At 66.2% G+C, this 20093-nt stretch carries 22 protein-coding genes and 1 riboswitch; of the genes, 19 read left to right on the forward strand and 3 right to left on the reverse strand.

Going from position 1 to position 20093, the window contains the following annotated elements; genetic code table 11:
• Nucleotides 1-7: 7 nt before the first annotated feature.
• Nucleotides 8-907 (reverse strand): rhodanese-related sulfurtransferase, encoded by a 900-nt coding sequence (locus ACGYLX_RS07500; protein ID WP_394448652.1) that lies wholly within the window; start codon nucleotides 905-907, stop codon nucleotides 8-10.
• A gap of 98 nt (nucleotides 908-1005) precedes the next feature.
• On the opposite strand from ACGYLX_RS07500, the gene pncA reads away from it, so the two are divergent.
• Both pncA and pncB read left to right on the forward strand, forming a co-directional pair.
• Nucleotides 1006-1602 carry a bifunctional nicotinamidase/pyrazinamidase gene (pncA, locus tag ACGYLX_RS07505; protein ID WP_394448319.1) on the forward strand — a complete coding sequence of 199 codons (597 nt, stop codon included), beginning with the start codon at nucleotides 1006-1008 and terminating at the stop codon, nucleotides 1600-1602.
• A gap of 69 nt (nucleotides 1603-1671) precedes the next feature.
• Nucleotides 1672-2964 (forward strand): nicotinate phosphoribosyltransferase, encoded by a 1293-nt coding sequence (pncB, locus tag ACGYLX_RS07510; protein WP_067265706.1) that lies wholly within the window; start codon nucleotides 1672-1674, stop codon nucleotides 2962-2964.
• A gap of 3 nt (nucleotides 2965-2967) precedes the next feature.
• On the opposite strand, the gene ACGYLX_RS07515 is transcribed toward pncB, so the two are convergent.
• Nucleotides 2968-3978 (reverse strand): PAS domain-containing protein, encoded by a 1011-nt coding sequence (locus tag ACGYLX_RS07515; RefSeq protein ID WP_394448322.1) that lies wholly within the window; start codon nucleotides 3976-3978, stop codon nucleotides 2968-2970.
• 165 nt (nucleotides 3979-4143) lie between these two features.
• Nucleotides 4144-4361: riboswitch (cobalamin riboswitch) on the forward strand.
• 33 nt (nucleotides 4362-4394) lie between these two features.
• On the opposite strand from ACGYLX_RS07515, the gene ACGYLX_RS07520 reads away from it, so the two are divergent.
• From ACGYLX_RS07520 to cobJ, 10 genes are all read left to right on the forward strand, one after another.
• Nucleotides 4395-4565 carry a CbtB-domain containing protein gene (locus ACGYLX_RS07520; RefSeq protein WP_082849519.1) on the forward strand — a complete coding sequence of 57 codons (171 nt, stop codon included), beginning with the start codon at nucleotides 4395-4397 and terminating at the stop codon, nucleotides 4563-4565.
• 212 nt (nucleotides 4566-4777) lie between these two features.
• A complete protein-coding gene (locus tag ACGYLX_RS07525) occupies nucleotides 4778-5461 on the forward strand; it encodes a CbtA family protein (protein WP_394448324.1) in 684 nt (227 codons plus the stop codon).
• 11 nt (nucleotides 5462-5472) lie between these two features.
• Entirely contained in the window at nucleotides 5473-5985 is a 513-nt protein-coding gene (locus tag ACGYLX_RS07530; protein ID WP_394448327.1) for a hypothetical protein, read from the forward strand.
• 72 nt (nucleotides 5986-6057) lie between these two features.
• Nucleotides 6058-6432 (forward strand): DUF1636 domain-containing protein, encoded by a 375-nt coding sequence (locus tag ACGYLX_RS07535; RefSeq protein ID WP_067265698.1) that lies wholly within the window; start codon nucleotides 6058-6060, stop codon nucleotides 6430-6432.
• Nucleotides 6429-7463, forward strand: coding sequence for a cobalamin biosynthesis protein CobW (gene cobW, locus ACGYLX_RS07540; RefSeq protein ID WP_271688495.1), 1035 nt, complete (start codon nucleotides 6429-6431; stop codon nucleotides 7461-7463). The genes ACGYLX_RS07535 and cobW overlap by 4 nt, the downstream gene beginning before the upstream one ends.
• A 6-nt stretch (nucleotides 7464-7469) precedes the next feature.
• Nucleotides 7470-10712, forward strand: a complete 3243-nt coding sequence (gene cobN / locus ACGYLX_RS07545) for a cobaltochelatase subunit CobN (protein ID WP_394448330.1) — start codon at nucleotides 7470-7472, stop codon at nucleotides 10710-10712.
• The gene (gene cobG / locus ACGYLX_RS07550; protein ID WP_394448332.1) at nucleotides 10661-11857 is read left to right on the forward strand and encodes a precorrin-3B synthase; all 1197 of its coding nucleotides are present in this window, start codon (nucleotides 10661-10663) and stop codon (nucleotides 11855-11857) included. Before cobN ends, cobG begins: the two co-directional genes overlap by 52 nt.
• Nucleotides 11847-12476 carry a precorrin-8X methylmutase gene (locus ACGYLX_RS07555; protein ID WP_271688492.1) on the forward strand — a complete coding sequence of 210 codons (630 nt, stop codon included), beginning with the start codon at nucleotides 11847-11849 and terminating at the stop codon, nucleotides 12474-12476. The genes cobG and ACGYLX_RS07555 overlap by 11 nt, the downstream gene beginning before the upstream one ends.
• Before the next feature lie 2 nt (nucleotides 12477-12478).
• Nucleotides 12479-13210 carry a precorrin-2 C(20)-methyltransferase gene (cobI, locus tag ACGYLX_RS07560; protein ID WP_394411953.1) on the forward strand — a complete coding sequence of 244 codons (732 nt, stop codon included), beginning with the start codon at nucleotides 12479-12481 and terminating at the stop codon, nucleotides 13208-13210.
• Nucleotides 13207-13941 carry a precorrin-3B C(17)-methyltransferase gene (gene cobJ / locus ACGYLX_RS07565; protein ID WP_394448334.1) on the forward strand — a complete coding sequence of 245 codons (735 nt, stop codon included), beginning with the start codon at nucleotides 13207-13209 and terminating at the stop codon, nucleotides 13939-13941. Before cobI ends, cobJ begins: the two co-directional genes overlap by 4 nt.
• Here cobJ and ACGYLX_RS07570 read toward each other — a convergent pair.
• Nucleotides 13917-14666 carry a cobalt-precorrin-6A reductase gene (locus tag ACGYLX_RS07570; RefSeq protein ID WP_394448655.1) on the reverse strand — a complete coding sequence of 250 codons (750 nt, stop codon included), beginning with the start codon at nucleotides 14664-14666 and terminating at the stop codon, nucleotides 13917-13919. The two genes, cobJ and ACGYLX_RS07570, sit on opposite strands and share 25 nt — an antisense overlap.
• Here ACGYLX_RS07570 and cbiT point away from each other — a divergent pair.
• The 7 genes from cbiT to cobF are packed head-to-tail and all read left to right on the forward strand — an operon-like array spanning nucleotide 14665 to nucleotide 20091.
• Nucleotides 14665-15846, forward strand: coding sequence for a precorrin-6Y C5,15-methyltransferase (decarboxylating) subunit CbiT (gene cbiT / locus ACGYLX_RS07575; RefSeq protein ID WP_394448658.1), 1182 nt, complete (start codon nucleotides 14665-14667; stop codon nucleotides 15844-15846). The two genes, ACGYLX_RS07570 and cbiT, sit on opposite strands and share 2 nt — an antisense overlap.
• Nucleotides 15843-16211: a cobalamin biosynthesis protein gene (locus ACGYLX_RS07580; RefSeq protein WP_271688487.1), complete on the forward strand. Its 369-nt coding sequence runs from the start codon at nucleotides 15843-15845 to the stop codon at nucleotides 16209-16211. The genes cbiT and ACGYLX_RS07580 overlap by 4 nt, the downstream gene beginning before the upstream one ends.
• Before the next feature lie 5 nt (nucleotides 16212-16216).
• The gene (cobM, locus tag ACGYLX_RS07585; RefSeq protein ID WP_322328778.1) at nucleotides 16217-17002 is read left to right on the forward strand and encodes a precorrin-4 C(11)-methyltransferase; all 786 of its coding nucleotides are present in this window, start codon (nucleotides 16217-16219) and stop codon (nucleotides 17000-17002) included.
• Nucleotides 16999-18321, forward strand: a complete 1323-nt coding sequence (locus ACGYLX_RS07590; protein WP_394448337.1) for a cobyrinate a,c-diamide synthase — start codon at nucleotides 16999-17001, stop codon at nucleotides 18319-18321. The genes cobM and ACGYLX_RS07590 overlap by 4 nt, the downstream gene beginning before the upstream one ends.
• Nucleotides 18321-19046 carry a uroporphyrinogen-III C-methyltransferase gene (gene cobA, locus ACGYLX_RS07595; protein WP_394418584.1) on the forward strand — a complete coding sequence of 242 codons (726 nt, stop codon included), beginning with the start codon at nucleotides 18321-18323 and terminating at the stop codon, nucleotides 19044-19046. Before ACGYLX_RS07590 ends, cobA begins: the two co-directional genes overlap by 1 nt.
• Complete coding sequence (locus ACGYLX_RS07600; protein ID WP_394448339.1) at nucleotides 19043-19345, forward strand: DUF1636 family protein; 303 nt, start codon at nucleotides 19043-19045, stop codon at nucleotides 19343-19345. Before cobA ends, ACGYLX_RS07600 begins: the two co-directional genes overlap by 4 nt.
• Nucleotides 19342-20091, forward strand: coding sequence for a precorrin-6A synthase (deacetylating) (cobF, locus tag ACGYLX_RS07605; RefSeq protein WP_394448342.1), 750 nt, complete (start codon nucleotides 19342-19344; stop codon nucleotides 20089-20091). Before ACGYLX_RS07600 ends, cobF begins: the two co-directional genes overlap by 4 nt.
• Nucleotides 20092-20093 lie beyond the last annotated feature (2 nt).

Below are 20093 nucleotides of genomic sequence, written 5' to 3' on the forward strand. Positions count from 1 at the left end.
CGGGCGGTCAGCCCTCTTCCCGCGCCGCGCGTTCCTTGGCCAGCGTCATCTGGCGCTGGCGTTCGCGGAACCGTTCCTTATCTTCTTCCGAGGTCTCATCCACACATTGATGACAGGACACCCCGGCCTCATAGGCGGGGTGCTGCGTGTCCTCAGGCAGGATCGGGCGGCGGCAGCCATGGCAAAGCATATGCGGCCCTTCACGCAGCCCGTGGCCGACGCTGACGCGGTTGTCGAAGACGAAACAGTCGCCTTCCCATGTGCTTTCCTGTTCGGGCACCTCTTCGAGGTATTTCAGGATGCCGCCTTTGAGGTGGAAGACATCCTCGACGCCCTGACCGATCAGATAGTTGGTCGATTTCTCGCACCGGATGCCGCCGGTGCAAAACATCGCGATTTTCTTGTTGTGGAAGCGGTCTTTGTTCGCCTCCCACCACGCGGGGAATTCACCAAAGCTCTCGGTCTCGGGGTCGACCGCGCCTTCGAAGGTGCCAATCGCCACTTCGTAGCTGTTGCGCGTGTCGATCACCGCCACATCGGGGGAGCGGATCAACTCGTTCCAATCCTTCGGGTCGACGTAATGGCCCACCTTGGCGCGGGGATCGACATCGGGCTGGCCCATCGTCACGATCTCGCGCTTGATGCGGACCTTCATCTTGCCGAAGGGCGGCTTGTCGCTGCTGGCCTCTTTCCACTCCAGATCCGCGCAGCCGGGCAGGGCGCGCAAATGGGCGATCACGGCGTCGACCCCGGCGCGCGGCCCGGCGATGGTGCCGTTCACCCCTTCGGGGGCCAGCAGAAGCGTCCCCATGACCGATTGCGCCTCGCAAAGCGCCAAAAGCGCGGGTTTAAGCGCGGCGGGATCGTCGAAGCGGGTGAAGTGATATAGGGCGGCGATGGTATACATGAGCGTCAAATAAGCGCTTCGGCGGCAAAGCTCAATCCGGCGCGTGCCATTGACCTACCCCATCCGCAGCCCTACCCCTTTTGGTAAGGAGAATGCCCATGACCCATGCCCTGATCGTGATCGACGTTCAAAATGATTTCTGCCCCGGCGGCGCGCTGGAAGTGCCGCAGGGCGATGAGATTCTGGGCGGCATCAACGCGCTGATGCCCGAGTTTGACGCCGTGGTCCTGACGCAGGACTGGCACCCGGCGGGGCATTCGTCATTCGCCTCTTCGCATAAGAACAATACGCCTTACGAGGTCATCACCATGCCCTACGGCCCGCAGGTGTTGTGGCCCGATCACTGCATCCAAGGCAGCATTGGCGCGCAGTTCCACCCCGAGTTGCAAACCGACCGCGCCGATCTGATCATCCGCAAGGGCTACAACCCCGACATCGACAGCTATTCAGCGTTTTTCGAGAATGACCACCGCACGCCCACGGGGCTCGAAGGCTACCTGCGCACACGCGGGATCGATAGGCTGACCATGGTCGGGTTGGCGCTGGATTTCTGCGTGAACTTCTCGGCGGTGGACGCGGCGAAGCTGGGGTTCAAGGTCGATGTGCGCGAAGACCTGTGCCGGGCGATTGATCTGGACGGATCGCTTGCCAAAGCCCGCGAAGGCATGCGCGCGGCGGGGGTGACGCTGGCCTGATCCGCCGCTTTCCCCTTGCCCATCTGCCCGCCCCCTTGGCATGAAGGGGCACGCAATAAGGAACCTCCCATGGTCGACATCGCCACCCGCGTCTATAACCACAAGTGGAAAATCGACCCCATCGTGCGGTCGCTGATCGACACGGATTTCTACAAGCTCTTGATGTGCCAGTCGGTTTTTCGCAACAAGCCGGACACGCAGGTCACCTTTAGCCTGATCAACCGTTCCACCCATATCCCGCTGGCCAAGCTGATCGACGAGGGGGAGCTGCGCGAGCAGCTTGACCACATCCGCTCGCTCAGCCTCAGCCGGGGGGAGAGCACGTGGCTGCGCGGCAATACCTTCTACGGAAAGCGCCAGATGTTCCGCCCCGATTTCATGGAGTGGTTCGAAGGCATGCGCCTGCCGCCCTATCATCTGGAGCGGAAGGGCGATCAATATGAGCTGACCTTCGAGGGCAAGTGGCATGAGGTCATGCTTTGGGAAATTCCCGCGCTGGCGGTGTTGATGGAGCTGCGCAGCCGCGCCGCGCTCGACCCGATGGGTAAGTTCGAGCTTCAGGTGCTTTACGCCCGCGCCATGACCCGCGTTTGGGAAAAGATCGAAGCACTGCGCGAGGTCGACAACCTTTCAATCGCGGATTTTGGCACCCGGCGGCGGCATTCCTACCTTTGGCAGGATTGGTGCGTGCAGGCGATGCATGAGGGGCTGGGCGATGCCTTTACCGGCACCTCCAACTGTCGCATCGCCATGATGCGCGAGCTTGAGGCGATTGGCACCAATGCCCATGAATTGCCCATGGTCTATGCCGCTTTGGCCGAGGATGACGCCGCCCTTGCCCGCGCGCCCTATGACGTGCTGTCGGATTGGCATGATGAGCATGAGGGCAATCTGCGGATCATCCTGCCCGATACCTACGGCACCAAGGGGTTTCTCGATCACGCGCCGGATTGGCTGGCGGGCTGGACCGGCATCCGCGTCGACAGCGGCGATCCGGCCACGGCGGCGCAGACGGCCATTGACTGGTGGCGCGCGCGTGGCGAGGACCCGACGACCAAGCGGGTGATCTTCAGCGATGGGCTGGATGTGGACAAGATCAAGGAGCTGCACGCGCAGTTTGCGGGCAAGGCCAAGGTCTCTTTCGGTTGGGGGACGTTGCTGACCAATGACTTCCGCGGGCTGGTGCCGAATGATGCGCTGGCGCCCTTTAGTTTGGTCTGCAAAGCGGTCAGCGCCAATGGGCGGCCCACGGTCAAACTCTCGGACAACCCGAACAAGGCGATGGGGCCGGCGGATGAAATCGCGCGTTACAAGCGTGTTTTCGGGGTCGGAGAGCAGGCCGCGCAGCAGGTGATCGTCTGACGGTCAGCCTTCGCCAAGGGCGGCCACGGGGAACTCCGCCGTGGCAATCAACCCTTCGGGCTGCCAATCGTAGTGCAGGGTGCCACCGACCGCGCGGGTCAAGGACTGGATGATCCGCGAGCCGCTGTTGCGCGGAGATTTGATGACCTCCGGCCCGCCTGTCTCGCGCCAGACAAACCGCAGGCGGGCAGGCTCCTGAAGGATGGTGATATCCAGCGATACCCGCCCGGTATCGGAACTGAGCGAGCCGTGTTTCACCGCATTCGTCGCCAGCTCGTGCAAGGCCAGCGTCAGGGGGGAAACGAGGCGGTGCGAGATTAGCGGATTCGCCCCGGTGAGGTTGATCTGATCCTCGGTGGCCGAGGTATAGGCCCGCATGATCGGCCCCATCAGCGTCTCGAAATCCACCTCATGCTGGTCGCTGCGGCCAATCGTGTCGAAATGCGCCGCGCCCAAGGCGGCCAGCCGCTCGATCACCTTGTCGGCAAAGGCCGCCGGGGACGGCTCCTCACGGGCGGTCAGGCGGACCATGGCGGTCATGACGTTGACGATATTGCGCAGCCGGTGCAGCAATTCGTCATCGGCCAGTTGCCGGTGCTCCCGCTCCACCCGGCGGCGTTCGGAAACGTCGAGTTGTGAGCCGAAGAAGTAGATCAGATTGCCATCTTCATCATTGATAGGCCCCAGTTGCAGGGCGTTCAGGAAGCGGCTGCCATCCTTGCGGTAGTTCACGATCTCAACCGTGTCGACCCGGCGCGCCAGTAGGGTTTCGCGCACCGCATCGACGCTTTCGCGCGTGGTTTCCGGACCTTGCAGGAAGCGGCAGTTCTGGCCCACGATCTCATCCAAACCATAGCCGGTGAGATCGGTGAAAGCGTCATTCACATAGACGATGGGATTGTCCGGCAGGGTCGGGTCGGTGATGCACAGCGGCAGGCGGGCATAGCGCACGACCTTGCCTAGAACGTCTTCGGTCAGGGTCTGCCGAGCGGCGGAGACCGTGTTGTCGTTCATGAATTCCCGCCCCTTGATCGAAACTGGCCGCCAATGTGCCCTGCACGTGGCTTTTGGGTCAACCCGCATACTGGGGGTTGGGCCATATTTATCTACTAAATGCTGTATGCGCTATAAGGTTCCGCGAGGTTCGATAAATGCGGCTTGTCAGGAAGGGCCTAAAATGCGTAATTGAGGGCGCTTGGTGTCCCGAAAAGCGCCTTTGAGTGTGGGACCGAAAAGGGAATTCAGTAAGGGGTCGCCCGACCCTGAAGCCGAAGCCGCCCCCGCGACTGTAAGCGGTAAGCCAATGCCCCTCGTGCCACTTGTCCTTTCGGACGGGGAAGGCGGGCAAAGGCCACGACCCGCGAGCCAGGAGACCTGCCAGGCGAGTGAAACGCTAGATGCCGTCGGGTGTGACGGTAAGGAGATTGAAGATGACGACGATGATTAAGACCGCCGGTGCCACGCGCAGCAAACTCGTACCGGCGCTGTTTGCCGCCGTATTGGGTGTGGCTCTGATGGCGCTGACCGGCCATGTGCAGGCCGCAGCACTGCATGATGCCGCCCATGACGTGCGCCACGCGACAGGCTTTCCCTGCCACTAAGCGCCGCGTTCGGTATCACAGGGGTCCGGGCTGCCATGCCGCAGTCCGGCTGTCTGTGATTCTGCCATTTATCAATGCCTGCCTTTCGCTGTTTTGCCCGCGCCCGCCGTTCGCTGCGTCGGGAGGGCTTTGGCACATCTTGAGGCTGGGTATGTCCTCGACCCGCGTTTCGCGCGGCGCTGAGTATCATTTCGCATCTAAGGATCATTGCGATGTTTTCACGTTTTCTGACTTCCGCCCTGTTTGCCGGGGCCTCTGCCGGCCTGTTGACCGGCTTGCTGCAACTCTATTTCGTGCAGCCCGTGCTGCTTCATGCCGAGCTTTATGAGACCGGCGCGCTGGTGCATTTCGGGGCCGACCCCGTCAGCGCGCACCCCGATTTGCCCGGTTTCGATGCCGTCCGCGATGGGTTGAGCCTGATCTTCACCATGTTGACCTATACCGCCTATGCGCTGATCCTTCTGGCGGCGATGAGCTTTGGCGAAGAGCGCGGCGCGGTGATCGATGGCCGCTGGGGCATCCTTTGGGGGGTGGCCGGTTTCGTGGCCTTCCATCTCGCGCCGGGGTTCAGCCTTGCGCCCGAAGTGCCCGGCGTCGCTGCCGCAGACATCACCGCGCGGCAGATCTGGTGGTTTGCCACTGCCGGGGCGGCGCTGGTGGCGCTTTGGCTGTTGGCCTTTGGCAAGGGTTGGGGCGCGTGGATCGGGGCGGCGGTTCTGCTGATGGCCCCCCATATCATCGGCGCGCCCGAGCCCGAGAGCTTCAGCGGCCCGGTGCCGACCGAGATCGGCGCGCTTTTCGCCGCCCGTGCGCTTGGCATCGGCTTGGCCGCCTGGGTGTTGCTGGGCAGTTTCGCCGGGTTCTTTTGGCAACGTGAAGGCGCGCAGAGCGCCTGAGGGAGGTCGAAATGGACAGATCACTGGCGCTATTCGCCATTGGATTGGTCTTTGGCGGTGGCATTGGTTTTGCCATCGCCGCAAGCAACGGTGTGACCTTCGACGGCCATGACCACGACGACCCTGCCGCCCATGGCGGCGGCGGGCATGCGGCCATGGATCACGGCGGTGCGGATCACGCGCGGATGCACGGCCAGCCCATCGCGCTGGCCGCCGAAGAGGCCCCTAGCCTTGCGATCCGCGTGACGCCCGACCCGATGGCGGGCTACAACCTTTATGTGGAAACCGAAGGCTTCGCCTTTGCGCCGCAAAACGCCAGCGGCGACAACCAGCCGGGCGAGGGCCACGCCCATGTCTATGTCAACGGCACTAAGATCGGGCGGCTTTATGGCCCATGGCTGCATCTGGCTGACCTGCCCAAGGGCGAGGTCACGGTGGAGGTCACGCTCAACGCCAATGACCACCGCCCCTTGGCGGTGAACGGTGCGCCGATTACGGCCCGCGAGGTGCTGACGGTTGAATAATCGCCCCGCCTCCCCTTTTCATAGCGCGCCGGAGCGCATACCCGGCACGCATAACCCGATGGGACAAGATCAATGAGCGCAACCCTACATGTCTGCATGACCTGCCGCGCCGGTGAGGTGCTGGAGGAAGACGCCCCGCGCCCCGGCGCGCAGCTTCATGCCGCCCTCGACGCCGCAGGCGCGCCCGAGGGCGTGACCATCGTGCCGGTGCAATGTCTTTCCGCCTGTTCGCAGGGGGCCGCCGTGGCGCTGTCTGCGCCGGGCAAATGGTCCTATGTCTATGGCCGCTTGACCAAGGAAGACGCCGCCGACATCCTTGCCGGAGCCGCCGCCTATGCCGCCACCCAAGACGGGCTGGTGCCATGGCGCGAGCGCCCGGTCATCTTTCGCAAGCAAAGCCTTGCGCGTATCCCCCCTTTGACCCTGCCGCAGGAGCCTACCGCATGAGCGATCTCGCCAAAATTCCCGTTACCGTCATCACCGGCTTTCTCGGCGCGGGCAAGACCACGTTGATCCGCCACCTGATGACCAATGCAGGCGGGCGTCGCCTTGCCGTTCTGGTCAATGAATTCGGCACCGTGGGGGTGGATGGGGACATCCTGAAATCCTGCGCCATCGACGACTGCCCGGCGGAGAATATCGTCGAGCTGGCCAATGGCTGCATCTGTTGCACCGTGGCCGATGATTTCATCCCTACCATCGAAGCGTTGATGGCCCTGCCGACGCGCCCCGATCACATCCTGATCGAAACCTCTGGGCTGGCCCTGCCAAAACCGCTGCTCAAGGCCTTCGACTGGCCCGCGATCCGGTCCAAGATCACCGTCGATGGCGTCATCGCGCTGGCCGATGCCGAGGCCGTGGCGGCGGGTACCTTCGCCGCCGATGTCGCCGCCGTGGACGCGCAGCGTCTGGCCGACGACAGCCTCGACCACGAAACGCCGCTCTCCGAAGTGTTCGAAGATCAGATTTCCTGCGCCGATATCGTGCTGATGTCCAAGGCCGATCTGGCCGGTCCCGATGGCCTCGCCAAAGCCCGCAAGGTGATCGAAGAGGAAAGCCCGCGTGAAATTCCGATCCTTGAGATGACCGAAGGCGTGATCGACCCCAAGGTGGTGCTCGGCCTCAACGCCGCCGCCGAAGACGACCTCGCCGCGCGCCCTTCGCATCATGACGGCCATGACGATCACGAGCATGACGATTTCGAAACCGTGGTGATCCCGATGCCGGAAGTGTCGGATGTCGATGCGCTGGTGGCCTCGATCGAGCGGCTCGCGCGTGAGCAGAACATCCTGCGCGTGAAGGGTTATGTCGCGGTCGAGGGCAAACCGATGCGCCTGTTGGTGCAGGCCGTGGGCGCGCGGGTGCGTCAGCAGTTCGACCGCCCTTGGGGCAGCGACACGCGCGCCGGGCATCTGGTGGTGATCGCCGAGCATGACGACATCGACCTCGCCAAAATCCGCGAGACTTTGGGAGCCTGACCCCCCATGCATGTCGTCTTTCGCGAAAGCCACGGGTTGGAGGATACCGACACCCCCTATGATCCGGGGCAAACCCCCGCCGATCTGGTGGTGCTGTCGTTTTCGGACAGTGACCTCGGCGCTTTCGCGGCAGGCTGGCATCGCGGCGGCGGCAAGGAGGGCAAGCTGCCCTCGCTGCGGCTGTGCAACCTCGTGGCGCTGCGGCACCCGGCCTCGGTCGACAACTACATCGAACAGACGCTGACCGGGGCCAAGGGCATTCTGATCCGCCTCATCGGGGGGGAGAATTACTGGTCCTACGGCATCATGCAGGTCCAAGACTTCGCCCGCCGCCATGATATCGCGCTGGCCGTCTTGCCCGCCGATGGGCGCGAGGATCCGGGGCTAGACGCGCATTCGACTTTGCCGGTTTCCACGCTGCGCCGTCTTGCGCATCTTTGTGATGCGGGCGGGCCGGTGGCGGCGCAGGCCGCGCTGGCGCAGATGGCGCTGGCGGCGGGCTTTTACGCCGGGCCGGTCATGGGCACGAAAACGGTGCCGGATTGCGGCTATTACGACCCCGATCAAGGGGTGCTCCCCCTCGCCGACGCGGCGGGGGAGACTGTCGCGGTTACCTTTTACCGCAGCTATCTTCTGGCCGCCGATACCGCGCCCGTCGATGCGCTGATCCGGGCGTTGCGGACGGCGGGGCTGAACGCCATCGGGCTTTTCGTACCCTCGCTCAAATCCGATCCCGCGCGGGGCTTTCTGGACGATGCCTTGGCGGCGATGAAGCCCGTGGCCATCGTCAACGCCACCGCCTTTTCGGGGCGCGGGGATGACGGCACCTCCCCACTTGACGCGCCGGGCTGCCCGGTGTTCCAAGTGGCCCTCTCCACCGCCCGGCGGCGCGATTGGGACCAGAGCGAGCGCGGCCTTTCACCCGCCGATCTGGCGATGCATGTGGTCCTGCCCGAGGTCGATGGCCGCATCTTCGGTGGCGTCGTCAGCTTCAAGAGCCCCGGAAAGCGCGACCCCGACCTGCAATATTCCCGCTTTGCCCACCGCGCCGAAGAGGCGCGGATCGAGGCTGTCGTCGCCCGTGTACTGGGCTGGCATCGGCTGGCGCAGACCCCGGCGGCCACACGCAAGCTGGCACTGGTGCTCTCGACCTATCCGGGGCGGGACGATCAGCTGGCCCATGCGGTCGGTCTTGATGCGCTGGCCAGCGTCGAAGACATGTTGATGCGGCTCGTGGGTGAGGGCTATGGCGTGACCCCGCAGATCGGTTTTGGCCGGAGCCTGACCGAGCAGCGCATCACTTGGCCCCTTGCCGACTATGAGGCGGCGCTGGCCGCTCTGCCGCAGGCGCTGCGCGATGACCTTCGCGACGCGTGGGGCGCAGCGGCGGATGATCCACTGGTGCAGGACGGCGCCTTTCACTTCGCGGCGCAAACCTGCGGCAACGCGCTGGTCGCGCTGCAACCCGAGCGGGGCGATCTGCAAGACCGCGAAGACAGCTATCACGACCTCGCCCGCACGCCGCGGCATTCCTATGTGGCCTTCTACCTCTGGCTGCGGGGGCAGGGGCATCACGCCCTGGTGCATATCGGCGCGCATGGCACGCTGGAGTGGCTGCCGGGCAAGGCCGTGGCTCTGTCGGACGACTGCTGGCCCGAAGCGCTGATCGGCGATCTGCCGGTGATCTATCCGTTTATCGTCAACGATCCCGGCGAAGCGGCGCAGGCCAAGCGGCGTATCGGGGCGGTGACGCTAGGCCATCTGCCGCCCCCGTTGAAAGACAGCGAAACGCCCGAGGGGCTATTGCGGTTGGAACGGCTGCTGGATGAATATTCCACCGCCGACGGGCTGGACCCCGCGCGCCGCGACCGGCTGGTCGACACGATCCGGGCCGAGGCGCAGGCGGCGGGGGTGGAAGATGACCTCGGCCTCGACGCCGCCAGTTCCTCGGCCGAGGCGCTGACCCGGATTGATGCTTTCGTTTGCGATATCAAGGAAAGCCAATACGGCGATGGCCTGCACATCTTCGGCGCGGGGGAGGGCGAATGGGACGGTCTGCTGACCGCACTCGCAGGGCGGCGTGTCTCCTCAGGCCCCTCCGGTTCCCCCTATCGTGGGCGGTCGGATGTGCTGCCCACCGGGCGCAACCTCTATGCGGTCGATCCGCGCGGCGTGCCCAGCCGGGCCGCCCATGCGCAGGGCGTGAAACTGGCCGAGGAATTGCTCAGGCGGCATCTGCAAGACAATGGCGACTGGCCGCGCGGGCTGGTGATCGACCTTTGGGGCTCCGCCACCATGCGCACGGCGGGCGAAGAGGTCGCCATGGCGATGCATCTCGCCGGGATCGCGCCGAAATGGGATGAGGGCAGTGAGCGGGTGTCGGGTTTCGAGGTGATCCCGCTGACCCTGCTGGACCGTCCGCGCATCGACGTGACCCTTCGCATCTCGGGCCTGTTCCGTGATGTCTTTCCCGGTCTTGCACAGCTTTTCGAAGCGGGTGCGGCTGCATTGGCCGATCGCGAAGAAGCCCCCGATATGAACCCGTACCTCACCCGCACGCCGCGCGTTTTTGGCCCCAAGCCCGGCCTTTACGGCGTGAACATGGAAGCGGCCTTGCAAGACTATTCCGATGCCGGTCGCGCCGCGGCGGGAGAGGCGTGGCTCAGCGGGTCGGAATGGGCGATCAATGCCCAAGGCGAGGCGCATCAGGACCGCGCCGCGCTGGAGGCGCAGTTGCAGCGCGCCGATGGCTTTGCTCATGTGCAGGACTTGGCCGAAAGCGATATCCTGCTCGCCTCGGACTATGCCAGCCACGAAGGCGGCTTTGCCGCCGCGATGGCGCATCTCGGCGCGCAGAAACCGGCGATGTACCACCTCGATCACACCCGCGCAGGCAGCCCCCGCGCGCGGTCCATGCCCGAGGAAATCGCCCGCGTCGTACGCGCCCGCGCCGCCAATCCCGGCTGGGCCAGCGGCATGATGCGCCACGGTTTTCGCGGCGCGGCAGAGGTGGCGGCAACGCTCGACAACCTCGCGGCCTTTGCGCATCTGACGCGCGAGGTGCCTGCGCATCTCTTCGACCTCTATTTCGACGCCACACTGGGGCGCGAAGATCTCGTGGCCTTCATGGAGGCCGAGAACCCCGCCGCCTTGCAAGCCATGCGCGACCGTTTCGCGGCGCTGCGCGAGTCCGGCCTATGGCTGACCCGCCGCAACTCGATCTCGGCCACATTGGACGGGGTGACGTGAGCGCGGCCCCGGCGATCAAGGGCTGGTGCCCCGGTGCGCTGCGTCCGATGCTCTCGGGCGATGGGCTGGTGGTGCGTCTGCGGGTGCCGCAGGGACGCTTGACCCCGGCCCAAGCCCGCGGCGTGGCGGGGCTGGCCACGCGCTATGGCAACGGCATGCTTGACCTGTCGAACCGGGGCAATCTGCAACTGCGCGGCGTCGATCCCGCGCGGCATGAAGGGCTGATCGAGGCGCTGCGCGCGCTGGCGCTGATCGACGTGGATGAGCGGATGGAGCGACGGCGCAACATCATGGTCAGCCCCTTTTGGCAGGCGGGCGATGATACGGATTTCCTTTGCCAAGCCCTCTCTGCCACCGCGCAGGCCCATGCGCTGCCGGATGTCTCTGCCAAATTCGGTTATGCGGTCGACGCAGGGCCGCAGCCGGTGTTGCAGGCCGATCCCGCCGACATCCGGTTCGAGCGGTCGGCGGAGGGTCAACTGCTGCTCTGCATTGAAGGGGCTATGCGGGCCAAGCCCGTGACCCGTGCGACTGCGGTGACCGAAGCCATCGCACTGGCCGAATGGGTGCGCGCGCAGGGGGTGACCCGCGCCGCGCGCGCCACCGCCACGGGGGCACCGCTTCCCGCGGGTTTTGACTGCCCGCGTCAGGCGGGGCAGGGCACACCCGCCCCCGGCCTCTACCCAGCCGGGGCGCTTGTCGCCTGTGCTTTCGGGCAGATGGAGGCCGAGACGCTTGCCGCGCTCGCCGAGCTTGGTCCGCTGCGCCTGACCCCGTGGCGGCGGCTGCTGATCGAAGGTGCCCCGCGCCTGCCTGATCTGGCCGGTCTCATCACCGCCGCCGATGACCCGCTGTTGCGCGTGGTTGCGTGTATCGGTGCGCCGGGCTGCGCACAGGGCCGGGGTGAGACGCGGGGGCTGGCCCGGCACCTTGCCGCCGTGGTGCCGAAGGGGCAACGCCTGCATGTCTCCGGCTGCGCCAAGGGCTGCGCCGCGCCGCGCGCTACCGACCTCACCCTGACCGCCACCGCGCCAGAGCGCTATGACCTCATCCACGATGGCCGCGCCGATGCCATCCCTGATCTGCGCGGGCTGACCCCCGCCGACATCGCCTCTCACCTTAGAAAGTCCGCCGATGCCCCATAGCTATATCACCGACGGTGCCGAGATTTACCGCCAGTCCTTTGCCACCATCCGCGCCGAAGCGGCGCTAGCGCGTTTCACCCCGGAGGAAGAGATCGTCGCCGTGCGCATGATCCACGCCGCGGGTATGGTCGGGCTGGAGGAGCACATCCGCTTTTCCGAAGGCATGGCCGTGGCCGCGCGGGCGGCGTTGGAGGACGGTGCGCCGATTCTCTGCGATGCCTATATGGTCAGCGAAGGCATCACCCGCAAACGCCTGCCGCGCGAGAATGAGGTGATCTGCACCCTGCGCGACCCTTCGGTGCCGGATCTGGCCGCGAAGATGAGCAACACCCGCTCTGCCGCCGCGCTGGAACTGTGGCGGCCCCATCTGCAAGGTGCCGTGGTGGCCATCGGCAATGCGCCCACGGCGCTGTTTCACCTGCTCAACATGCTCGAAGACCCCGATTGCCCGCGCCCGGCGGCAATCATCGGCTGCCCGGTGGGCTTCATCGGCGCGGCGGAATCGAAAGAGGCTTTGATGCAGGATCTGCCGGTGCCCTCGATGATCGTGCAGGGGCGTTTGGGCGGCTCGGCGATCACCGTGGCGGCGGTGAACGCTTTGGCCAGCAGGGTGGAATGAAGATGGGCAAGGTTATCTGCGCGGGCCTTGGCCCCGGCGATCCGGAATTGATGAGCGTGAAATCCGACCGTGCCATTCGCGGCGCGCGACATCTGGCCTATTTCCGCAAGAAAGGCCGCGCGGGCCAAGCGCGCCGGATCGTTGAGGGGATGCTGCGCGACGATGTGGTGGAATATGCGATGGAATATCCCGTCACCACCGAGTTGCGCTTTGATTCGCCCGAGTATCGCGCCCAGATGGTCGCATTTTACGAGGAATGGGCCGACCGGCTAGAAGCCTTGGCGCAGGATCACGAGGTCGTCGTCCTCTGCGAGGGTGATCCCTTCTTCTACGGCTCTTTCATGCATCTGCACACGCGGCTTCAGGGCCGCGCCGAGGTTGAGGTGCTGCCCGCGATCCCCGGCATGGTGGGCTGCTGGAACGCGCTGGATACCCCCTTCACTTGGGGCGATGACGTGGTGACCGTGCTGATGGGCACGCTGCCCGAGGCCGAGTTGACCGATCACATGAAGCGCGCCGATGCGCTGGTGGTGATGAAGACGGGCCGCAACCTGCCCAGCGTGCGCCGCGCGCTGGCGGCGGCGGGCAAGTTGGAGGACGCTTGGCTGGTCGAACGCGGCACCATGCCCGACCAGCGGGTGGCAAGGCTTTCTGACGTGGCGGATGACGACTGCCCCTATTTCGCGATCGTCTTGGTCCATGGTCAAGGCCGCAGACCGGAGGCGGAGACATGAGCGGCATCCTTCATATCGCGGGCCTCGGCCCCGGCGACGACGCGCTTGTCACGCCCGAGGTGACCGAGGCCTTGGCGCAGGCCACTGACGTTATCGGCTATATCCCTTACGTCGCCCGCGTTGCCCCGCGCGACGGGCTGACCCTGCACCCCAGCGACAACCGGGTGGAGTTGGACCGCGCGACCCATGCGCTGCAACTGGCGCAGGCGGGCGCGCGGGTGGTGGTGGTCTCTTCGGGCGATCCGGGTGTCTTTGCCATGGCCTCAGCCGTGTTCGAGGCGGTGGAGCGGGATCCGGCGTTTGAAAGCGTCGACATCCGCGTGCTGCCCGGCATCACGGCGATGCTGGCGGCGGCGGCGCGGCTTGGGGCGCCCTTGGGCCATGATTTCTGCGCGATCAACCTCAGCGACAACCTTAAGCCCTGGGCGATGGTGGAGCACCGTTTGCGGATGGCCGCGCGGGCGGATTTCGCCATGGCCTTCTACAACCCCCGCAGCAAATCCCGCCCGCACCAATTCGCCGAGGCGTTGGACATTCTGCGCGCCGAATGCGGGCCGGACCGGTTGATCACCTTCGCCCGCGCCGTGACCACATCCGAAGAGGCGTTCAACACCGTCACATTGGGCGAGGCGACGCCCGAGATGGCGGATATGCGCACCGTGGTGATCGTCGGCAATTCCGCGACGCGGCGGGTCGGGCGCTATGTCTATACGCCGCGCAGCGCGGTATGATGTAGCCAATGCATCACTTCGGTCACATCATTGGCGGCCACCTCGCCCGGCAGTTTCGGCCGCTCGGCCAAGATCACCGGCAGGCCAAGGCTGCGGGCGGCATCCAGCTTGGCCCGCGCGCCGGAGCCTCCGGCGTTCTTGGCGACCACATGGGTGATCGCATGGGTCTGCATCAGCGCGGTATCGCCCGCCACGTCGAAGGGCCCGCGCGCCAACACGACCGTCGCCCGTGGCAGCGGCAGTGGGTCGCGTGGCGGATCGACGAGGCGCAGGAGGTAGCGGTGCTGCGGTTTCGCAGCGAAAAGCGCCAGTTGCTGCTTGCCGATGGCCAGAAACACCCGCGCCGGGCTGTCGGGCAGGGCCGCGGGCAGCGCGGTGAGGTCGGGCACGAAGGTCCAGTCGTCACCCTCCTGCGGCTCCCACGCGGGGCGCTCGAACCGCACGAGCGGCAGGTCTTGCCGGGCGCAGGCGACGAAGGCATTGTTGCTCATCCCCGCGGCGAAGGGGTGGGTTGCGTCGACGACATGGGTGATCGCCTCGGTCTTGAGGTAGGTCACCAGCCCCGCCACGCCGCCAAAGCCGCCGATGCGGGTGGGCAGGGGCTGGGCCACAGGGCTGTCGGTGCGCCCGGCATAGGAAAACACCGCGTCGATCCCGGCTTTGGCCAAGGCGCGGGCCAAGGCGCTGGCTTCGGTGGTGCCACCCAAAAGAAGGACGCGCATGATGGGTGATCCTTGGCTCAGCATCATCGGAATGCCCGACGATAACGCGGATGCCTTGCCCGCGGCAAGCCGCGCAGCGCTGGCAAAGGCCGAGGTGATCTTTGGCGGGCCGCGCCATCTGGAGCGGGCAGGCGCAGGCGCGCGCGGGCGGGCTTGGCCGGTGCCCTTCTCGGTCGAGCCGGTGTTGGCCGAGCGCGGCAAACGCGTGGCGATGCTGGTGTCGGGCGATCCCTTCTGGTTCGGCGCGGGGGGCAGCATTGTCGGCGCGTTGCAGCCCAACGAATGGCACAGCCTGCCCGCGCCCTCGACCTTCTCGCTGGTGGCCAATGCGCTCGGCTGGCGGTTGGAGGAGGTTACCTGCCACGGGCTGCATGCCGCACCGCTGGCGCAGTTGCGCGGTGCCCTGCGTCCCAAGGGGCAGATGATCTGTCTGCTGCGCGATGGGGAGGCCCCTGCGGCACTGGCAGAGTTCCTCTGCACACAAGGCGCGGGCACGGCCAGGCTGCATGTGGCCGAACGGCTGGGCGGCCCCGATGCGCGGGTGCGGGCGGTGCAGGCGGATGGCTTCGATCTGACGGATGTGCAAGCGCCGGTGGCGGTCGGGGTCGCGCTGCCCAAGGGCATCGGCCTGCCGCGCACCCCCGGCCTGCCGGATGACCATTTTGCCAGCGATGGCCAAATCACCAAGGCGCCGGTGCGGGCGCTGACGCTATCGGCCCTCGCCCCCCGGCCCGGCGAGTTGCTGTGGGACATCGGCGCGGGCAGCGGCTCGGTCTCGGTCGAGTTCTGCCTTGCCGGTGGGCGCGCCATCGCCTTTGAGCAGCACGCCGCGCGGGTCGAGAATATCACCCGCAACATCGAAGATTTTGGCCTGAACGCGCGTATGCAAGCGTTTCATGGCCGCGCACCAAATGTCTGGGCGGGGCAGCCTTTGCCGGATGTGGTCTTTGTCGGCGGCGGCGGGAACGCGGTGCTTTACGATGCCCTCCTGCCTGCGCTACCAGCGGGCACGCGGCTGGTCGCCAACGGTGTGACGCTGGAAACCGAGGCGCTTTTGGCGCAGTTGCAAGCGGAGCATGGCGGCACCCTGTTGCGGATCGAACTGGCGCAGGCGGCGCCTTTGGGCCGGATGCGCGGCTGGCAGCCGCTACGGCCCGTGGTACAATGGAGCGTGACTTTATGAGGATGGCCGGGATCGGATTTCGGGGCGCGGCAAGCGTCGCCTCACTGCGCGACGCGCTGGAGCGGGCCAACCCCGATGGCACCAAGATCGACGCGCTGGTGACCGAAGCCGCCAAGGCCCGCGCCACCGTCTTCCGCGAATTCGCGCAAGAGTTGGGCGTGCCGGGGCTGGGCATCACCACCGAAGACTTGGCCCGCATGATAACCCCCACGCAATCGGCTCGGATCGAAGACCGTTTCGGCACCGGCTCCCTGTCCGAGGCCGCCGCATTGGCCGCCGCCGGGCCGGGGGCGGTATTGGTTGCCGAACGCGTCGTTTCGGGCGATGCCATGGCCACTGCGGCGATTGCCGAGAGGAAAGGATAGATACCGTGACTGTACATTTCATCGGGGCCGGGCCGGGGGCGGCGGATCTCATCACCCTGCGCGGGCGCGACCTGATCGCGGCCTGCCCGGTCTGCCTCTATGCCGGGTCGCTGGTGCCCGAGGCGTTGCTGAGCCACTGCCCTGAGGGGGCGCGGATCGTTAACACCGCAAGGCTGTCGCTGGACGATATCATGGAAGAGATCGCCGCCGCCGATGCCGCAGGTCATGACGTGGCGCGCCTGCATTCGGGCGACCTGTCGGTCTGGTCGGCGATGGGCGAACAGCTGCGCCGCCTGCGCGAGATGGGCATCGCCTATGACGTGACGCCCGGGGTGCCATCCTTTGCCGCCGCCGCCGCGGAACTGGGGGCCGAGTTGACCCTGCCGGGCGTGGCGCAATCGGTGATCCTGACCCGCACCTCGGGCCGCGCCACGGCGATGCCCGAAGGCGAGACGCTGGCCAATTTTGCCCGCACCGGGGCGACGCTGGCCATCCACCTGTCGGTGCATGTGCTTGATAAAGTCGTCGAAGAACTGACCCCGCATTACGGTGCCGATTGCCCCGTCGCCGTGGTCTGGCGTGCAAGCTGGCCCGATCAGCGCATCGTCAAAGCGACGCTTGCGACCCTGCGCACCGAAGTGGGCGAGGAAATGGCCCGCACCGCGCTGATCCTCGTGGGCCATGCCATCGGGGCCGAGGATTTCGGCGAGAGCCGCCTTTACGCCGCCGATTATGACCGCCGCTTCCGCCCCGTCGGGGCCGAGCCGCGCTTTCCGGAGACCTCCTCATGATCCCGTCCGGCCTGCTTATTTCCGCCCCCGCTTCCGGCACGGGCAAGACGACCTTGATGCTGGGGCTGCTGGCCGCGCTGCGCGCCGAAGGTGTCGCGGTGCAGCCGTTCAAAAGCGGCCCCGATTACATCGATCCGGCCTTTCACACGGCGGCCTCGGGCCGGGCGTCTTTCAACCTCGACAGTTGGTCGATGGACCGCGCGCGGATCGAAGGGCTGGTCGGCAATGCCGATGGGGCCGAGTTGATCCTCGGCGAAGGGTCGATGGGGCTGTTTGACGGGGTGGCCAAACCGGGGGCCTGCGGCAATGGCGCCAGCGCCGATGTCGCGGCGCTGATGGGCTGGCCGGTGGTGCTGGTGCTCGACGTATCGGGGGCGGCGCAGTCGGTGGCGGCCACGGCGCTTGGCTTTCGTGAGATGCGGCCCGATGTGACGCTGGCAGGCGTGGTGCTGAACCGCGTCGCCTCCCCCCGGCATGAGACGCTGGTCCGCGCCGGCATGGAGGCTGTGGGCATCGAGGTTTTCGGCGCGCTCCCACGCCGGGTCGAGATCGAAATGCCCGAGCGTCACCTCGGGCTGGTGCAGGCCGGAGAGCAGGAAAACCTGCCCGATCTGTTGGGGCAGGCGGCGGCATTCGTCGCGGCCCATGTCGATGTCCCCGCCCTGCGGGCCGCCGCGCGGGGCACGTTGCAGAACCCGCCCGCTCCGGCGCAGATCACCCCGCCCGGACAGCGCATCGCGCTGGCGCAGGACAACGCTTTCGCCTTTGTCTATCCGCATCTTTTGGCCGGATGGCGCGCGGCGGGGGCAGAGGTTCTGCCCTTTTCCCCGCTCGCCAATGAAGCGCCGGACGACAGCGCCGATTGCTGCTGGCTGCCGGGCGGCTACCCGGAACTTCACGCCGGCAGGCTCGCCGCCGCCGCGCAATTCCGCGACGGGCTGCGCGCCTTTGCCGAGACCCGCCCCGTGCACGGCGAATGCGGGGGCTATATGGCGATGGGTGCGGGCCTCATCGACAAAGAGGGCGCCCGGCACGAGATGGCGGGGCTTTTGGGGCTGGAGACCTCTTTCGCCAAACGCAAGATGCATCTGGGCTACCGTCAGGCCGATCTCAACGCGCCGATCCCCGGCCATTCGGCACGGGCCGAATTGCGCGGACATGAGTTCCACTATGCCACGATCCTTGCCGAGCCGGACGCCCCGCTGGCGCGGATCACCGATGCCAATGACCTTGAAGTGCCCGAGACCGGCTCGGTCCGCGATTTCGCGGGGGGCGGGCGTGCCACGGGCACCTTCTTTCACATGATCGCGGCGCTGTGATGGGGGGCTTTGTTTCCTTTGTCTCCTCCGGCCCGGGCGACCCGGAGCTGCTGACGGTCAAGGCCGTGGCGCGGTTGCAGGCGGCGGATGTGGTGCTCTTCGATGACCTCAGCGCAGGCCCGATTTTAGAGCACGCGCGGCCCGATGCGGACCTGATCGGGGTTGGCAAACGGGCCGGGCGCGCCTCGCCCAAGCAAGACCATGTGAGCCGCGTTCTGGTCGATCATGCGGAAGCCGGGCTAAAGGTCGTGCGGTTGAAATCCGGTGACAGCGGCATGTTCGGACGGCTGGAGGAAGAGATCATCGCCCTGCGCGCGGCGGATATCCCTTTCGAGATCGTGCCGGGCGTGACCGCCGCCTCTGCCGCCGCCGCCACCGCAGGCATCCCGCTGACCCGCCGCATGACGGCGCGGCGCGTGCAATTCATCACCGGCGCGGATGTGACCGGCGAATTGCCGCGCGACGTGAACATGGCCGCCTTGGCCGATCCGATGGCGACCACCGTGGTCTATATGGGCAAACGCACCTTCGCGGGCCTTGCTGCACGATTGGTCGAACACGGGCTCCCCGGCAGCACGCCCGCGCTGCTGGCCGAGGCGGTCTCGACCCCGGCGGAGAAGGTGCAGCGCTTCACGATCGAAACGTTGGCACGCCATCTGGAAAGCACCAGCAGCACCACGCCGGCGCTGATCTTTTACGGACCATTGGCCGAGTTCGAGACGTGAAAGCGTTTGTCTGCACCTCCTGCACCGCCGATGGCGGATTTCTGGACGTGGTCCGCGCGGGCCTGTCCGAGGTGGAGGTCGAAGGCATCGACTGTATGTCAGGCTGCACGCGGGCGCAGACCATCGCCTTTCGCGCGCCGGGCAAGGTGGCCTATCTGTTTGGAGAGATCTCCGAGGCGGATATGGATGACCTGCGCCGTTTCGTGATGCTCTACCGCGCGTCGCCGGATGGCAAATTCCCCGATGCGCGGGTGCTGGGCGGGCTGCGGTTGAAAGCGATTGCGAGGATACCGGGATGAGCGCGCTTGAACTTACTTTGATCGGCATCGGCACCGGCAACCCTGATCATCTGACGCTGCAAGCGATCCGGGCGATGAACGCGCAAGACCTGATCCTGATCCCGCAAAAGGGGGCGGGCAAGGATGATCTGGCGGGGCTGCGGCGGAGCATCTGCGACGAGGTGTTGACCAATGAGGCGGTGCAGATCGTCGGCTTCGATCTGCCCGTGCGCGACCCGGCGATCGAGGATTACCGCGCCCGTGTCGACCACTGGCATGATGCGATTGCCGAGGCGTGGCGCGGGGCGATGGCCCAGCATCCGACCGCCCGGCGCGTGGCGCTGCTGGTCTGGGGCGATCCGTCGCTTTATGACAGCACCCTGCGCATCGCCGCGCGGCTGGAACCTGCGCCGCGCATCACCGTGATCCCCGGCATCACCTCATTACAGGGGCTGACGGCGGCCCATGCGATCCCGCTGAATGAAATCGGCGCGCCCTTCATGGTGACCACCGGGCGGCAATTGCGCGATCACGGTTGGCCCGAAGGGGTCGATACGCTGGTGATCATGCTCGATGGCGATTGCGCCTTTCAGACCTTGCCGCCTGCGGGGGTGACGATCTGGTGGGGCGCCTATGTCGGCATGGCCGAAGAGATCATTCGCCATGGTCCATTGGCCGAGGTCGCCGAAGACATAACCGCCACCCGTGCCGCCGCTCGGGCGGCGCATGGCTGGATCATGGATATCTATCTGCTGCGCCGAGGCTAAGT

The organism is Sulfitobacter sp. 1A13496 (assembly GCF_043557225.1).
Classification (GTDB): Bacteria; Pseudomonadota; Alphaproteobacteria; order Rhodobacterales; family Rhodobacteraceae; genus Sulfitobacter; species Sulfitobacter faviae.

Excerpts from the sequence above, each read along its gene's own strand:
- cobF (WP_394448342.1), top strand. The coding sequence starts at position 19,342 with ATGAGCGCGCTTGAACTTACTTTGATCGGCATCGGCACCGGCAACCCT.
- ACGYLX_RS07515 (WP_394448322.1), bottom strand. The coding sequence starts at position 3,978 with ATGAACGACAACACGGTCTCCGCCGCTCGGCAGACCCTGACCGAAGAC.
- ACGYLX_RS07530 (WP_394448327.1), top strand. The coding sequence starts at position 5,473 with ATGGACAGATCACTGGCGCTATTCGCCATTGGATTGGTCTTTGGCGGT.
- ACGYLX_RS07525 (WP_394448324.1), top strand. The coding sequence starts at position 4,778 with ATGTTTTCACGTTTTCTGACTTCCGCCCTGTTTGCCGGGGCCTCTGCC.
- ACGYLX_RS07500 (WP_394448652.1), bottom strand. The coding sequence starts at position 907 with ATGTATACCATCGCCGCCCTATATCACTTCACCCGCTTCGACGATCCC.
- cbiT (WP_394448658.1), top strand. The coding sequence starts at position 14,665 with ATGGGTGATCCTTGGCTCAGCATCATCGGAATGCCCGACGATAACGCG.
- ACGYLX_RS07590 (WP_394448337.1), top strand. The coding sequence starts at position 16,999 with ATGATCCCGTCCGGCCTGCTTATTTCCGCCCCCGCTTCCGGCACGGGC.
- cobG (WP_394448332.1), top strand. The coding sequence starts at position 10,661 with ATGGCTGACCCGCCGCAACTCGATCTCGGCCACATTGGACGGGGTGAC.
- pncA (WP_394448319.1), top strand. The coding sequence starts at position 1,006 with ATGACCCATGCCCTGATCGTGATCGACGTTCAAAATGATTTCTGCCCC.
- ACGYLX_RS07555 (WP_271688492.1), top strand. The coding sequence starts at position 11,847 with ATGCCCCATAGCTATATCACCGACGGTGCCGAGATTTACCGCCAGTCC.
- cobW (WP_271688495.1), top strand. The coding sequence starts at position 6,429 with ATGAGCGATCTCGCCAAAATTCCCGTTACCGTCATCACCGGCTTTCTC.
- cobJ (WP_394448334.1), top strand. The coding sequence starts at position 13,207 with ATGAGCGGCATCCTTCATATCGCGGGCCTCGGCCCCGGCGACGACGCG.
- cobA (WP_394418584.1), top strand. The coding sequence starts at position 18,321 with ATGGGGGGCTTTGTTTCCTTTGTCTCCTCCGGCCCGGGCGACCCGGAG.
- pncB (WP_067265706.1), top strand. The coding sequence starts at position 1,672 with ATGGTCGACATCGCCACCCGCGTCTATAACCACAAGTGGAAAATCGAC.
- cobN (WP_394448330.1), top strand. The coding sequence starts at position 7,470 with ATGCATGTCGTCTTTCGCGAAAGCCACGGGTTGGAGGATACCGACACC.
- ACGYLX_RS07580 (WP_271688487.1), top strand. The coding sequence starts at position 15,843 with ATGAGGATGGCCGGGATCGGATTTCGGGGCGCGGCAAGCGTCGCCTCA.
- cobI (WP_394411953.1), top strand. The coding sequence starts at position 12,479 with ATGGGCAAGGTTATCTGCGCGGGCCTTGGCCCCGGCGATCCGGAATTG.
- ACGYLX_RS07535 (WP_067265698.1), top strand. The coding sequence starts at position 6,058 with ATGAGCGCAACCCTACATGTCTGCATGACCTGCCGCGCCGGTGAGGTG.
- ACGYLX_RS07520 (WP_082849519.1), top strand. The coding sequence starts at position 4,395 with ATGACGACGATGATTAAGACCGCCGGTGCCACGCGCAGCAAACTCGTA.